Origin of the sequence: Streptomyces fodineus, from assembly GCF_001735805.1 — a bacterium.
GTDB classification, from domain to species: domain Bacteria; phylum Actinomycetota; class Actinomycetes; order Streptomycetales; family Streptomycetaceae; genus Streptomyces; species Streptomyces fodineus.
Genome location: NZ_CP017248.1, coordinates 1,755,016 through 1,772,059 on the forward strand (window position 1 = coordinate 1,755,016; position 17,044 = coordinate 1,772,059).

Consider the following 17,044-nt stretch of genomic DNA (forward strand, 5'->3'; position numbering starts at 1 on the left):
TCGCCATGGCAGTCATGCGAGGTCCTCTTGCCATGGCGGTCATGCCAGGTCCTCTTCGGCCATCCGGATCAGGGATTCCGCGTCCATGTCGTCGATCGACTCGGTGTCCCCGGCGTCCGTGGTCGCCTCGGGCGCGTCGTGTTCGGCCAGTTCGCGCAGGGTGTCGAGCAGTCCGGCCCTGCGCAGCCGGTCGAGGGGGATCGAGGCGATCAGCGCGCGGATCTGGTCCTCCTCGGACCGCGGTTCCACGGCGGAGTCGGGGACGAGTTCCGGCACAAGGTGGCGGGCGATGGCCGCCGGGGTGGGGTGGTCGAAGACGAGGGTGGCGGGCAGCCGTACGCCGGTGGCCTGGCCGAGCCGGTTACGCAACTCGACCGCGCTCAACGAGTCGAATCCGAGCTCCTTGAACGCACGCTCCGGGTCGACCGATGCGGCCGAGGCATGGCCGAGCACGGCCGCCACCTGCGCCTGAACCACCTCCAGCACAATCCGCTCACGATCCGCCTCCGGCACCCCGGCCAGCCGCTGCGCCAACCCGGCAACACCCACCCCCGCCACCCGGGACGGCATCCGCACCAACCCCCGCAACAACGGCGGCAACATCCCCGCCCGCGCCTGCGCACGCAAGGCCCCCGTCTGCAACAGCACCGGAGCCACCACGGCCGCATCCACCCCCAGCGACCGATCGAACAACGCGAGCCCCGTCTCCGCGGTGAGCGGGCTCATGCCCATCCGCTCCAAGCGAGCCAGCTCGGCCTCATCCAGCCGCGCCGCCATACCCGCGGTGTCCGACCACAGACCCCACGCCAGCGACACAGCCGGAAGACCCGCCGCCCGACGAAGCCCCGCCAGGGCATCCAACGAAGCATTCGCCGCCGCGTAGTTACCCTGACCCGGACTCCCGATGAGCGCGGAGACCGAGGAGAACAGCACGAACGCCGACAGGTCCGCATCAGCGGTCAGCTCGTGCAGATGCCAGGCCGCATCCAGCTTCGGCCGCATCACCCGCTCGACCTGCTCGGGCGTCAAAGACTCGATCACACCGTCATCCAGCACACCGGCCGCATGCACCACCGCCGTCAGCGGACGCTCCACCGAGCCGAGTACAGCGGCCAGCTGATCACGATCGGACACGTCACAGGCGACGACCCTCACACGGCACCCCAGGGCCTCCAGCTCCGCCACCAACTCCGTGGCCCCGTCAGCCTCCAGACCACGCCGACTGAGCAGCAACAGGTCGCGCGCTGCGTGCGCGGTCACGAGGTGCCGGGCGAACAACGCCCCCAGGCCACCCGTGCCGCCCGTGACCACGATCGTGCCCTCCGGGTCGAGGGGCGCCGGCACGGTCAGCACGACCTTGCCGACGTTGTGGCCCTCCCTCAGGTGGCGCAGCGCCTCGCGGCCCTCCCGGACCTCCCAGGTCCGGATCGGCGCGAACTGCAGCGCCCCCTGCCGGAACAGGGCCACGATCTCGGACAGCAGCTCTCCCAGCCGCTGCGGCCCCGCCTCCCACAGGTCGAACGCGCGGTACGCGACGCCCGGCCGCTGCGCCGCGATCGCCGCCGCGTCCCGGATGTCGGCCTTGCCCATCTCCACGAACCGTCCACCGCGCGGCAGCAGATCCAGTGAGGCGTCGACGAACTCTCCCGTCAGGGAGTTGAGTACGACGTCCACCCCGGAGCCGCCCGTGACGTCCAGGAAGGTCTCCCGGAATCCCGGTTCCCGCGAGGAGGCGATGTGGTCCTCCGGCACACCCGAGGCCCACACCACGTCCCACTTGGACGGGCCGGCCGTGGCGAACACCTCCGCGCCGAGGTGCCGCGCGATCTGCACGGCCGCCATGCCCACACCACCGGCGGCGGCGTGCACCAGCACCCGCTCCCCCGCGCGCAGCCCGGCCAGGTCGACCAGTCCGTAGTAGGCGGTCGCGTAGGCCACCGGCACGGACGCCGCCTGGGTGAACGTCCATTCGTCCGGCATCCGGGCGAGCAGAGCCCGGTGGGCCACGGCCAGCGGGCCGAACGAGTCCATCACGATGCCGAAGACCCGGTCGCCGGGGGCGAGGTCGGTGATACCCGAGCCGACCTCCAGCACCACGCCGGCCGCCTCGGCGCCCAGGGGTACGTCCTCGGGGTACAGGCCCAGGGCGATCAGTACGTCGCGGAAGTTCACGCCCGCCGCGCGTACCCCGATCCGCACCTCGTCGGCGGCCAGCGCGCGACGGGCGTCGCAGGACGCGAGCTCCACGTCGTCCAGGGAGCCCTTGCGGGTGACGGTCAGGTGCCACGCCTGGTCGGCCGGGGCGGCGGACGCGCTCAGGCGCGGCGCGAACACCTGCTCCCCGCGCACGGCGAGCTGGGGCTCATCCCCGTCGAGCAGCGCACCCCAGTCCGGCTCGTCGCCGTCCCCGTCTAGGTCTAGGTCTAGGTCTACGAGGAGGAAGCGGTCGGGGTGCTCGGACTGGGCGCTGCGCAGCAGGCCCCACACCGCCGCCTGGGCGATGTCGGGGGTCTCACCGACGACGGAGACCGCTCCCCGAGTCATCACGACCAGCCGGGCCTCACCCAGCAGTTCACTGGCCAGCCACCGCTGCACCAGGGCCAGCGCCTCCGCGGCGGCCCGCCTGGCGCCCTCGGCCACGTCTCGCTCCGGGGTGTCGACGGCGGCGATCACCAGCTCTGGCGTCGGGCCGCCGTCGGCGATGGCCTTCTCCAACGCGGCCAGGTCCGGGAACCGCTCACCCGTGACGGCCGATCCGCCCAGCACCGCCATCCGGACGGACCGACCCGCACCGACCGTGACCGGCGTCCAGTCGAGCCGATGGATCGGCTGTCCACCGCCGCGGCGCAGGCGCTCCAGCTGGGCGGGGTCCACCGGACGCATGTCCAGCCGGGCCAGGCTCAGCACCGGTTCGCCCTGCTCGCCGACGACGTCGAGGCCGAAGGCGGTGTCGTCTACCCGGCGCATGCGGACCCGCACCCGGGACAGACCGCTGCGCCCGAGGCGCACCCCCGACCAGGAGAAGGGCAGGAACGCCGTGTCCCTCGGCCCGTCCTGGAGCAGACCCGAGTGCAGGGAGGCGTCGAAGAGTGCCGGGTGGATAGCGAAGCCCTCACCACCGGTGTCGCCGGGCAGAGCGACATCGGCGAACACCACATCACCCACACGCCACGCCGCACGCACCCCCTGGAAGGCCGGCCCGTAATCGAACCCCAGGTCCGCCATCCCCGCATACAGCTCGCCCGCGCTCATCTCCACGCCCTCGACAGGCGGCCACTGCACCGGAACCCACGACGACACCGGCACCGCATCCTCCGCAGCCAGCCAGCCACGCGCATGACACACCATCTCGCCATCGCCATCGCCATCGCTGCCTCCGGCCCCGGGGCGGGCAAAGACCGCCACCTCACGGCGACCGTCCTCACCCACGCCACCCACAGTGACCCGCAGCTGAACGCTCTCCCCCACCTCCAACAGCAGCGGCGCCTCCATCACCAACTCATCCACCACCGGCACACCCACCCGACCACCGGCCACCGACGCCAACTCCACCCACGCCGTACCAGGGACAATCACCACACCCAGCACCACGTGATCCCGCAACCACGACTGCACATCCGTGGACACACGACCCGTGAACACCCACTCATCACGGTCACCCACCTGCACCGCCGCCGCGAGAATCGGATGCTCCACCCGATCCAGACCCGCCGCCGCGACATCACCGGCCCGCACCGCCGGCATCAACCAGTAGTTCTCCCGCTGGAAGGCATACGTCGGCAGATCCACCCGCCTCGCGCCCGCCCCCGCATACACCGCCTCCCAGTCGACCACGACACCCGCGGTATGTGCGCGGCCCAGGAAGCCGGCGAACGACTCTCGCTCACCGTGCTTGGCGCGCAGTGCGGGCACGAACGCCGCCTCGGCCTCGTTTTCCTCCACGCACTGCCGGGCCATCGCGGTCAGCACCGCATCCGGACCCAACTCCAGGAACCGGCGAACCCCCAGCTCCCACAACGTGCCCACACCATCGGCAAAACGCACCGCCTGCCGCACATGCCGCACCCAATAGTCCGCACCGAAGGCGGACACGACCTCACCGGACACATTCGACACGACCGGGATCCGCGGCTCGGCATACCTCAGCCCCTCCGCAACCGTACGAAACTCATCGAGCATCGGCTCCATACGAGGCGAATGGAACGCGTGCGAGACCCGCAACCGCGTCGTCTTACGCCCCTCCCACCGCGGCAACCACTCCCCGACCGCATCCTCATCACCCGACACCACCACCGCCAACGGCCCATTGACCGCAGCGATCTCCAAACGGCCCCCGAACCCGGCCAGAGACTCCGCCACCTCGGCCTCACCAGCCTGCACGGCAACCATCGCCCCACCAGCAGGCAGCGCACCCATCAACCGGCCACGCGCCACCACCAGCTCAGCCGCATCCGCCAGCGACAACACACCCGCCACATGCGCCGCAGCAATCTCACCGACCGAATGCCCGATCAGATAATCGGCACACACACCCAGCGACTCCGCCAGCCGGAACAACGCCACCTCAACCGCGAACAACGCAACCTGCGTGAACTCAGTCGAGTCCAACACACCCTCGTCCGAAGCGAGCAGCTCACGCAGCGAACGCCCCAGTCGCGGATCGACCTCCGCACACACCTCACTCAAGGCCTGATCGAACACCGGAAACGCCCCGGCCAACTCCAGCCCCATACCCGCACGCTGAGACCCCTGACCGGTGAACAAGAACGCCGACTTACCCGCAACAGCCGACTCACCGACCGCCACCTCACCCAAGCGCGCCAGAAGCTCATCCCGATCGCGGGCCACGACAACCGCCCGCCGCTCCAGCAACGCCCGCGACACCGCCAGCGAATACGCCGTATCCACCACCGACACACCCGGCCGGGACGTCAGATGGGACCGCAACCGCTCCGCCTGCGCCCGCAAGGCCGTGTCCGTCCGCGCCGACACGACGAACGGCAGCGGGGCCGACGGTTCGGTCCGCTCGTCCGGCACCGGTTCCTCGGCCGGTGCCTCCTCCACGATGATGTGGGTGTTGGTGCCGCTCACGCCGAACGACGAGACACCCGCACGCCGCGGACGACCGTCCGAAGTCCACTCCCGGGCCCGGGTCAGCAGCTCGACCCGGCCGGACTCCCAATTCACATGCGGCGAAGGCTCGTTCGCGTGGAGGGTCGGCGGCAGCACCCCGTGCCGCATCGCCATCACCATCTTGATCACACCCGCCACACCGGCGGCAGCCGACGTATGACCGATGTTCGACTTGATCGACCCCAGCCACAGGGGATCCCCGTCCCGCTCCCGGCCGTAGGTCGCCAGCAACGCCTGCGCCTCGATCGGGTCGCCGAGGACGGTGCCGGTGCCGTGGCCCTCGACCGCGTCCACATCGGAGGGACGCAGTCCGGCGCTCGCCAGCGCCTGCCGGATCACCCGCTCCTGGGACGGCCCATTCGGCGCCGTAAGACCGTTACTCGCACCGTCCTGGTTCACCGCGCTGCCCCGGATCAGACCCAGGATGCGCCGTCCGTTGCGCTTGGCATCCGACAGCCGCTCCAGTACGACCAGGCCCAGACCGTCGGCGAAACCCGTCCCGTCCGCCGACGCCGAGTACGCCTTGCACCGGCCGTCGGGAGCCAGGCCGCGCTGGCGGCTGAACTCCCGCAGCATGAACGGGCTGGGCATGAGGGTCACGCCGCCGGCGAGGGCAAGCGAGCACTCGCCCGCCCGCAGAGCCTGCGCTGCCAGGTGGAGGGTCACGCCGGAGGAGGAGCAGGCCGTGTCCACGGACACCGCAGGGCCCTCCAGGCCGAACAGGTAGGAGATGCGGCCGGAGGAGACGCTGCCCGAGCCGCCCGTGAGCTGGAAGCCCTCCAGCTGGGGCAGGCTCTTGTCCGGTCCCACGCCGTAGTCGGTGACGCTGAGACCGCAGTAGACGCCGGTGTCGCTGCCCCGCAGCGCGGACGCGTCGATGCGGGCGTGCTCGAAGGCCTCCCAGGCCGCCTCCAGCAGGAGGCGCTGCTGCGGGTCCATCGCCAGCGCCTCGCGGGGGCTGATCCCGAAGAATTCCGCGTCGAACTCCCCGATCCGCTCCAGGAAGCCGCCGCCCTGGGCGTAGATCTTCCCGGGCTGGTCCGGGTCGGGGTCGTAGAGCCGCTCCAAGTCCCAGCCACGGTCGGTGGGGAGTCCGCTGATGGCGTCACGGCCTGCGGCCACCAACTCCCACAGCTCCTCCGGCGAGGTCACCCCGCCCGGGTAGCGGCAGCTCATGCCGATGATCGCCAGTGGTTCGGCCGCCCGGGACTCGGCCTCTTCGAGCTGGGCCCGGGTCTCGTTGAGTTCGAGCGCCACTTTCTTGAGGTAGCGGACGAGCTTTTCCTGCTGATCGATGTTCTCCGTCATCTCTGTGCCCCCGTCACTCGTCGCCCAAGTCGACATCGATCATCTGGAAGATCTCTTCCGCCGTGGTCGCGGCTTCGAGCCGCTCCCTGGTGCCCTGCCTCTTGTCGCCCTGGGCGCCATCGCCGGCGTCGGCGCTGATGCCGGCCAGCAAGGCACGCAGGCGCTTGGCCACGCGCTGCTGCTCCTCCACGGAGCTCGCGGCGAGCATGTCGCCGAGCTTCCCCACCTCTTGGTCGATGAGAGGTTCGGCCGGCTCCGCGCCGCCGAGCTCCGACAGCAGCAGGCCGGCGACCGCGGTCGGGGTGGGGTGGTCGAAGACGAGGGTGGCGGGCAGCCGTACGCCGGTGGCCTGGCCGAGCCGGTTACGCAACTCGACCGCGCTCAACGAGTCGAATCCGAGCTCCTTGAACGCACGCTCCGGGTCGACCGATGCGGCCGAGGCATGGCCGAGCACGGCCGCCACCTGCGCCTGAACCACCTCCAGCACAATCCGCTCACGATCCGCCTCCGGCACCCCGGCCAGCCGCTGCGCCAACCCGGCAACACCCACCCCCGCCACCCGGGACGGCATCCGCACCAACCCCCGCAACAACGGCGGCAACATCCCCGCCCGCGCCTGCGCACGCAACGCCCCCGTCTGCAACAGCACCGGAGCCACCACGGCCGCATCCACCTCCAGCGACCGGTCGAACAACGCGGGACCGGTCTCCGTGGTGAGCGCACTGATGCCCATCCGCTCAAGACGGGCCAACTCCGCCTGTCCAAGCTGCGCCGCCATGCCGGCGGTGTCCGACCACAGACCCCACGCCAGCGAGACCGCAGGGAGACCCGCCGCCCGACGAAGCCCCGCCAGGGCATCCAACGAAGCATTCGCCGCCGCGTAGTTACCCTGACCCGGACTCCCGATGAGCGCGGAGACCGAGGAGAACAGCACGAACGCCGACAGGTCCGCATCAGCGGTCAGCTCGTGCAGATGCCAGGCCGCATCCAGCTTCGGCCGCATCACCCGCTCGACCTGCTCGGGCGTCAAAGACTCGATCACACCGTCATCCAGCACACCGGCCGCATGCACCACCGCCGTCAGCGGACGCTCCACCGAGCCGAGTACAGCGGCCAGCTGATCACGATCGGACACGTCACAGGCGACAACCCTCGCGCAGCACCCCAGGCCCTCCAGCTCCGCCACCAACCCGGCAGCCCCGTCAGCCTCCAGACCACGCCGACTCAGCAGCAGCAAATGCCGCACGCCATGCACGGCGGCCAGATGTCGGGCGAACACCGCACCCAGACCACCCGTACCACCCGTGACCACCACCGTGCCCTCAGGATCAAGCACAGCCACCGACCCACCGGACGAAGCACGCGACAACCTCGGCCCCAACAACCGGCCACCCCGCACGGCGAGTTGGGGCTCATCCGCACCCAGCACCACACCCCAGTCCGGCTCACCACCGTCGACGTCCACAAGCAGGAACCGACCGGGGTGCTCGGACTGCGCACTGCGCACCAAACCCCACACCGCCGCCTGAGCCACACCCGGACCCTCACCATCGACAGCGGACACCGCACCCCGCGTCACCACCACCAACCGCGCCTCACCCAGCACTTCACTGGCCAGCCACCGCTGCACCAGCTCCAGCGTCTCGACCACGGCCTTCCGGGCAGCTCCGGCCGGGTCCCCGTCCGGGGTGACGACCGAGGCCAGCACCAGCTCCGGCGCGGGGGCGCCGTCGGCCACGGCCCGTTCCACCTCGGCCAGATCACCGAGCACCGCAACACGCGCGGGGTCTGCTGCGCCGGCCGCGACCGGCGTCCAGTCGAGCCGATGGACCGGCTGTCCACCGCCGCCGCGCAGGCGCTCCAGCTGGGCGGGGTCGACCGGGCGCATGTCCAGGCGGCCGAGGCTCAGCACCGGCTCGCCCTGCTCGGACACCGCGTCCACGCGCAGAGTGGCATCACCCGAGGGCGAGATCCGTACGCGAACCCGCGACAGGCCCGTGCGCCCCACGCTCACCTTCGACCAGGAGAACGGCAGGATCGTCGCACCGCCGCCCGAACCCTTCTCGGCAAACGCACTGTGCAGCGTCGCGTCGAAGAGTGCCGGGTGGATAGCGAAGCCCTCACCACCGGTGTCGCCGGGCAGAGCGACATCGGCGAACACCACATCACCCACACGCCACGCCGCACGCACCCCCTGGAAGGCCGGCCCATAGTCGAACCCCAGCTCCGCCATCCCCGCATACAGCTCGCCCGCGCTCATCTCCACACCCTCGACAGGCGGCCACTGCACCGGAACCCACGACGACACCGGCACCGCATCCTCCGCAGCCAGCCAGCCACGCGCATGACACACCATCTCGCCATCGCCATCGCCATCGCTGCCTCCGGCCCCGGGGCGGGCAAAGACCGCCACCTCACGGCGACCGTCCTCACCCACGCCACCCACAGTGACCCGCAGCTGAACGCTCTCCCCCACCTCCAACAGCAGCGGCGCCTCCATCACCAACTCATCCACCACCGGCACACCCACCCGACCACCGGCCACCGACGCCAACTCCACCCACGCCGTACCAGGGACAATCACCACACCCAGCACCACGTGATCCCGCAACCACGACTGCACATCCGTGGACACACGACCCGTGAACACCCACTCATCACGGTCACCCACCTGCACCGCCGCCGCGAGAATCGGATGCTCCACCCGATCCAGACCCGCCGCCGCGACATCACCGGCCCGCACCGCCGGCATCAACCAGTAGTTCTCCCGCTGGAAGGCATACGTCGGCAGATCCACCCGCCTCGCGCCCGCCCCCGCATACACCGCCTCCCAGTCGACCACGACACCCGCGGCGTGCGCCTGGCCGAGCGAGAGCATGAACCGTGGCAGGCCCCCCTTGTCCCGCTGCAGAGACCCGACCACCGCCACCCGGCCGACCGCGTCCAGCGCCTCGACGGTGTCCTCCACGGCCATGGTGAGCACGGGGTGGGGGGACATCTCGAGGAAGCATCCGGCGCCCTTGTCGATGAGCGCGCGGATCGCGGGCTCGAAGCCGACCTGGCTGCGCAGGTTCCGGTACCAGTACCCGGCGTCCATCGACGCGGTGTCGACGAGCGCACCGACCGCCGTGGAGTACACGGGGATCGTTCCGGTCGTAGGCAGAACGGGTGCCAGAGCTTCCCGAAGCTCCGCCTCCAGTGCCTCGACCTGCGCGGTGTGCGATGCGTAGTCCACGCTGACGCGCCGGGCCCTGATGCCGTCCCGCTTGCAGACCGTCTGCACCTCGTCCAGCGCCTCGGGTTCACCCGCGACGACCACCGCTGCCGGGCCGTTCACCGCCGCCACCGACACCCGACCCGCATACGAGGAGATCAGTTCCTCGGCCCGTTCCTTGGGCAGCGCGACCGACATCATCCCGCCATGCCCGGCCAGCCGGTCACGGACCAACTGGCTACGCACCGCCACAACCCGCGCCGCATCCCGCAACGACAAACCACCCGCCACATACGCAGCAGCGATCTCACCCTGCGAGTGACCCACCACCGCCGACGGCTCCACACCGAACGACCGCCACAACGCCGCCAGACTCACCATCACCGCGAACAACGCCGGCTGTACGACATCCACCCGCTCCAAAGACGGCGCACCCGGCACACCCCGCAGCACACCCTCCAGATCCCACTCCACAAACTCCGCCAGCGCCTCACCACAAGCGGCGATCTCAGCCGCGAACACCGGTGAGGAATCGATCAGTTCGACCGCCATGCCCTCCCACTGCGCCCCCTGCCCCGGGAACACGAACACCGGCTTCACCGTGGAGACGGCCCGGCCCTCGACAACCTGCGGCGACGGCTCACCCACCGCCAGCGCGGCCAGCCCGGACAGCAACTGGTCACGGTCGCCGGCCGCCACCACACCCCGGTACTCCAAGTGAGCCCGCGTGACAGCCGCGGAGAAACCCAGATCGGCCGCAGACAACTCCGGCCGCGCCAGCACATGAACACGCAACCGGTCCGCCTGCGCCCGCAGCGCCGCCACCGTCCGCCCGGACACCGTCACCGGCACCACCGGCATCACAGCCGCCCCACGCCCCTCGGACGACTCCTCGACCGGCGCCTCCTCCAGGATGATGTGCGCGTTCGTACCACTCACCCCGAACGACGACACACCCGCACGCCGCGGACGCCCCTCGACCGACCACTGACGGGCCTCGGTCAACAGCTCGACCTCACCCGACTCCCAGTCGATGTGCGGGGACGGCGCATCCACGTGCAAGGTCGGCGGCAGCACCCCGTGCCGCATCGCCATCACCATCTTGATCACACCCGCCACACCGGCAGCAGCAGACGTATGACCGATGTTCGACTTGATCGACCCCAGCCACAGCGGGCCGCCCTCCCGCTCCCGGCCATATGTCGCCAGCAAGGCCTGCGCCTCGATCGGGTCACCGAGCCTGGTGCCCGTGCCGTGGCCCTCGACGGCGTCCACCTCGGCCGGAGAGAGCTTGGCGTTGGCCAGCGCCTGCCGGATCACCCGCTCCTGGGACGGACCGTTCGGCGCCGTAAGCCCGTTGCTCGCACCGTCCTGGTTCACGGCGCTGCCCCGGATCAGACCCAGGATGCGCCGGCCCTTGCGCTGCGCGTCCGACAACCGCTCCAGTACGACCAGACCGAGGCCGTCGGAGAAACCGGTCCCGTCCGCCGACGCCGCGTACGCCTTGCAGCGGCCGTCGGGAGCCAGGCCGCGCTGACGGCTGAAGCCGATGAGCAGGTCCGGTGTGGCCATCAGCGAGATCCCGCCGACCAGGGCCATCTCGCACTCGCCCGCTCGCAGGGCCTGGGACGCCAGGTGCAGGGCGACCGCCGAGGAGGAGCAGGCCGTGTCCACGGACACCGCAGGGCCCTCGAAGCCGAGCGTGTACGCGATGCGGCCGGAGACCACGCTCATCGTGGTGCCGGTGAGGTGGTAACCCGCGAGTTCGGGAACCATCGTGGCGTGGTAGCCGGAGGAGACGGTGCCGCAGAAGACTCCGGTGTTGCTGCCCCGCAGTGTCGTCGGGTCGATTCCGGCGTCCTCGAACGCCTCCCAGGACGCCTCCAGCAGCAGACGCTGCTGCGGATCCGTCGCCAGCGCCTCACGGGGGCTGATCCCGAAGAAGTCCGCGTCGAACTCACCGATGCGGTCGACGAAACCGCCGGCCCGCGTGTACACCGTCCCGTCCTGGTCGGGGTCGGGGTCGTAGAGCCGCTCCAGGTCCCAGCCCCGGTCGGCCGGGAACGGGCCCATGGCGTCACGGCCGGACGCCACCAGCTCCCACAGCTCCTCCGGCGAGGACACGCCACCGGGGAACCGGCAGCTCATGCCGACGATCGCCAGGGGCTCGCCGGTGTCCACGCGCCGCGACCGCGTCGCACGGGGACGACCGACCTCGATGTCCACCGTGATCTGCGACACCAGCAGGCGTGCCACCGCTGCCGGGGTCGGGTGGTCGAAGATGAGCGTGGCGGGCAGCCGTACGCCGGTGGCCTGGGTGAGCCGGTTACGCAGCTCGACGGCGCTCAACGAGTCGAAGCCGAGATCCTTGAACGCGCGCTCGGAGTCGACGGACGCGGTCGAGGCGTGGCCGAGGACACCCGCGACCTGGCCCAGCACCAGTTCGAGGGCGACCTGCTCGCGGTCCGCCTCGGGCACACCCGCCAAGCGCTGGGCGAGGATCCCAGCGGCCCCTGCACGGCGCGCCGGGAGAGGCGCCAGCCCGCGCAGTACCGCCGGGATGGTCCCGGCCTTGGCCTGGGCCCGCAGCACCCTGGTGTCCAGCCAGGCCGGCACCAGCAGCGCCGCATCGGAGGCGAGGGCCTGGTCGAACAGACCCAGACCGAGCTCGGTCGTCAACGGCTTGGATCCCATGCGCTCCAGACGGGCCAACTCCGCCTGTCCAAGCTGCGCCGCCATCCCGGCGGTGTCCGACCACAGACCCCACGCCAGCGAGACCGCAGGGAGACCCGCCGCCCGCCGCAGCCCGGCCAGCGCGTCCAACGAAGCGTTCGCCGCCGCGTAGTTACCCTGCCCCGGACTGCCGATCAGCGCCGCCACCGACGAGAACAGCACGAACGCCGACAGGTCCGCATCAGCGGTCAGCTCGTGCAGATGCCACGCCGCATCCACCTTCGGCCGCATCACCCGCTCGACCTGCTCGGGCGTCAAAGACTCGATCACACCGTCGTCCAGCACACCGGCCGCGTGCACCACCGCCGTCAGCGGACGCTCCACCGAGCCGAGCACGGCGGCCAGCTGATCACGATCGGACACGTCACAGGCGACGACCCTCGCGCAGCACCCCAGGCCCTCCAGCTCCGCCACCAACTCCGTGGCCCCGTCAGCCTCCAGACCACGCCGACTCAGCAGCAGCAAATGACGTACGCCATGCACGGCGGCCAGATGTCGGGCGAACACCGCACCCAGACCACCCGTACCACCCGTGACCACCACCGTGCCCTCAGGATCAAGCACAGCCACCGACCCACCGGACGAAGCACGCGACAACCGCGGCGCCAACAACCGGCCACCCCGCACGGCGAGTTGGGGCTCATCCGCACCCAGCACCACACCCCAGTCCGGCTCACCACCGTCGACGTCCACAAGGACGAACCGACCGGGGTGCTCGGACTGCGCACTGCGCACCAAACCCCACACCGCCGCCTGAGCCGCACCCGGACCCTCACCATCGACGGCCGACACCGCACCCCGCGTCACCACCACCAACCGCGCCTCACCCGGCACTTCACTGGCCAGCCACCGCTGCACCAGGGTCAGCGCCTCGACCGCGCCTCCCGTGGCCTCCTCGGAGCCGACCCCCACGAGCACCAGCTCGGGCGCCTGACCACCGTCCGCCAGGGCTCGCTCCAGCGCGGCCAGGTCCTCGAACCGTTCGCCCTCGGCGGGAAGCCCACCGAGCACCGCGACCCGGGCGGACCGGCCGGTGCCGATGGTGACCGGCGTCCACTGAAGCTCGTACAGCGAAGCACCTTGGGTATCGGCGGCCCGCTTCAGCTGGGCCTGGTCGACCGGGCGGAACACGAGCTTGTCCATGCTGAGCACCGGCTCGTCGTGCTCGTCGACGATGTCGATGCGGAAGGCGGCCTCGCCCGCGGGGATGAGCCGGGCACGGGCGCGCGCGACACCGGTCCGGCCGAGCTGGACGCCGTTCCACGAGAACGGCATCACGAGGGTGTCGTCCGGCTTCTCCCCGTAGAGGGAGCTCTGCACGGCGGAGTCGAAGAGTCCCGGGTGGATGCCGAAGCCCGCCGTGTCGGCGTCGTCCGGCAGAGCCAGCTCGACGTAGACGACGTCGTCTTCCTGCCACGCTTCGACCACGCTCTGGAACAGGGCACCGTAGTCGTAGCCGATGTCGGACATGCGGGTGTAGAGCGCCTCCGGGGAGAGCGACTCCGCGTCCTGGGGCGGCCATGCGGCGTCCCATGCCGGTACGGCCTTGGAGTCCGACCCCAGCCAGCCGCGCCCGTGGCAGGTCGCGTCGCGCCGCTCGTCCGCGTCGTCGTTCTCGGGGCGGGAGAAGATGACGAACTCGCGGCGACCGTCCGCGTCGGCGTGACCGACGACGATCTGGAGCTGGCGCGCCGCTGTCTCCTCCAGCGCCAGCGGGGCCTCGATGACGAGTTCGTCGAGCACGGGGCAGCCGACCTCGCGCCCGGCGGCCAGGCTCATCTCGACCAGCGCCACACCGGGCACGACGATCGCGCCCATGACGACGTGATCACGAGTCCACGGCTGGGCCTGGGTGGAGATACGGCCGGTGAACAGCCACTCGTCGCGGTCACCGATGAGCGCCCGGCCGGCCAGCACGGGGTGGTCGACGGCTATCAGTCCGGCGGCCGAGACGTCGCCCGGAGCACTGCCCAGGGCCAGCCAGTACCGTTCGCGCTGGAAGGCGTAGGTGGGCAGGTCGACCCGCTTGGCGCCGGTCCCCGCATACACCGCCTCCCAGTCGACCACGACACCCGCGGTATGGGCGCGGCCCAGGAAGCCGGCGAACGACTCACGCTCACCGCGCTTGGCACGCAGCGCGGGCACGAACGCCGCCTCGGCCTCGTTTTCCTCCACGCACTGCCGGGCCATCGCGGTCAGCACCGCATCCGGACCCAACTCCAGGAACCGGCGAACCCCCAGCTCCCACAACGTGCCCACCCCATCGGCGAAACGCACCGCCTGCCGCACATGCCGCACCCAGTAATCCGCACCGAACGACGGCACCACTTCCCCGGACACATTCGACACGACCGGGATCCGCGGCTCGGCATACCTCAGCCCCTCCGCAACCGCACGGAACTCATCGAGCATCGGCTCCATACGAGGCGAATGGAACGCGTGCGAGACCCGCAACCGCGTCGTCTTACGCCCCTCCCACCGCGGCAACCACTCCCCGACCGCATCCTCATCACCCGACACCACCACCGCCAACGGCCCATTGACCGCAGCGATCTCCAAACGGCCCCCGAACCCGGCCAGAGACTCCGCCACCTCGGCCTCACCAGCCTGCACGGCAACCATCGCCCCACCAGCAGGCAGCGCACCCATCAACCGGCCACGCGCCACCACCAGCTCAGCCGCATCCGCCAGCGACAACACACCCGCCACATGCGCAGCAGCAATCTCACCGACCGAATGCCCGATCAGATAATCGGCACGGACCCCCAAAGACTCCGCCAGCCGGAACAACGCCACCTCAACCGCGAACAACGCCACCTGCGTGAACTCAGTCGAGTCCAACACGCCGTCACCTGAAGCGAGCAGCTCACGCAGCGAACGCCCCAGTCGCGGATCGACCTCCGCACACACCTCACTCAAAGCCTGATCGAACACCGGAAACGCCCCGGCCAACTCCAGCCCCATACCCGCACGCTGAGACCCCTGACCGGTGAACAGAAACGCAGACTTACCCGCAACAGCCGACTCACCAACCGCCACCTCACCCAGCCCCGCCAAAAGCTGGTCCCGGTCACCGGCCACGACCACGGCACGTCGCTCCAGCAACGCACGCGATGTCACAGACGAGAATCCGACGTCCAGTACGGACAGGTCCGCATGGGCGGCCACGTGCTCCCGCAGCCGCTCCGCCTGCGCCCGCAACGCCGCATCGCTGCGCGCCGACACCACGACCGGCACGACACCGGCGGGTCGGATCACCTCGACCGGCACGTCCTCGGACGGCTCCTCCGCAGGCGCCTCCTCCACGATGATGTGCGCGTTCGTACCACTGACACCGAACGACGACACACCCGCACGCCGCGGACGCCCCTCGACCGACCACTCCCGCGCCTCGGTCAACAACCGAACCGCACCCGACTCCCAATCCACATGCGGCGACGGCTCATCCACATGCAACGTCGGCGGCAGCACCCCGTGCCGCATCGCCATCACCATCTTGATCACACCGGCGACACCGGCGGCGGTCGAGGTGTGGCCGATGTTGGACTTGATCGACCCCAGCCACAGGGGAGCCCCGTCACGCTCCCGGCCGTACGTCGCCAGCAAGGCCTGCGCCTCGATCGGGTCGCCCAGCTTGGTGCCCGTGCCGTGGCCCTCGACGGCGTCCACCTCGGCCGGTGAGAGCTTGGCGTTGGCCAGCGCCTGCCGGATCACCCGCTCCTGGGACGGGCCATTGGGCGCCGTAAGACCGTTGCTGGCGCCATCCTGGTTCACGGCGCTGCCCCGGATCAGACCCAGGATCCGCCGACCATGGCGCCGGGCGTCCGACAGCCGCTCCAGCACCACCAGGCCCAGGCCGTCGGAGAAGCCGGTCCCGTCCGCCGACGCCGAGTAGGCCTTGCAGCGGCCGTCGGGAGCCAGTCCTCGCTGACGGCTGAACTCCATGTGCAGGAACGGCCCGGACAGGACGGTGACACCACCGGCGAGCGCGAGGGAGCACTCGCCGGCGCGCAGCGCGGTCACCGCGAGGTGCAGGGCGACGGCGGAGGCCGAGCAGGCCGTGTCGACGGACACCGCCGGGCCCTCCAGCCCGAGGCTGTAGGCCACGCGGCCGGACACCACACTGGTGGTGGAACCGGTCAGGCGGAAGCCCTCGATCTGGGGCAGGGTGCCGGCGGGCATGGCGGCGTAGTCGGACGGGCCGACGCCGCAGAAGACACCGGTTTGGCTGCCGCGCAGTGTCGTCGGGTCGATGCCCGCGTCCTCCAGGGCCTCCCAGGCCGCCTCCAGCAGCAGGCGCTGCTGCGGGTCCATGGCGGTCGCCTCGCGCGGGCTGATCCCGAAGAAGTCGGCGTCGAACTCGGCGGCCCCGTCGATGAAACCGCCTTCCCTGGTGTACACGGTGCCGAGCCGGTCGGGGTCGGGGTCGTAGAGCCGCTCCAGGTCCCAGCCCCGGTCGACGGGAAACGGGCCGATGCCATCGCGCCCGGAGGCCACGAGCTCCCACAGTTCCTCGGGCGAGGTCACCCCGCCCGGGTAGCGGCAGCTCATACCGACGATCGCGAGGGGTTCCCCGTCGCGGGACTCGTACTCGCGAAGGCGTGCGCGGGCTTGGTTGAGGTCGCTCGCCATCTTCTTGAGATAGCGGGCGATCTT

At 70.7% G+C, this 17,044-nt stretch carries 1 protein-coding gene and 1 pseudogene; both read right to left on the bottom strand.

What is annotated here, in order from left to right; genetic code table 11:
- Positions 1–39: 39 nt before the first annotated feature.
- The gene (locus tag BFF78_RS47370; protein ID WP_079161762.1) at positions 40–6,441 is read right to left on the bottom strand and encodes a type I polyketide synthase; all 6,402 of its coding nucleotides are present in this window, start codon (positions 6,439–6,441) and stop codon (positions 40–42) included.
- A 13-nt stretch (positions 6,442–6,454) separates the two neighbouring features.
- A pseudogene (locus BFF78_RS07165) lies at positions 6,455–16,966 on the bottom strand (SDR family NAD(P)-dependent oxidoreductase); the annotation flags it as partial.
- Positions 16,967–17,044 lie beyond the last annotated feature (78 nt).

Excerpts from the sequence above, each read along its gene's own strand:
- BFF78_RS47370 (WP_079161762.1), bottom strand. The coding sequence starts at position 6,441 with ATGACGGAGAACATCGATCAGCAGGAAAAGCTCGTCCGCTACCTCAAG.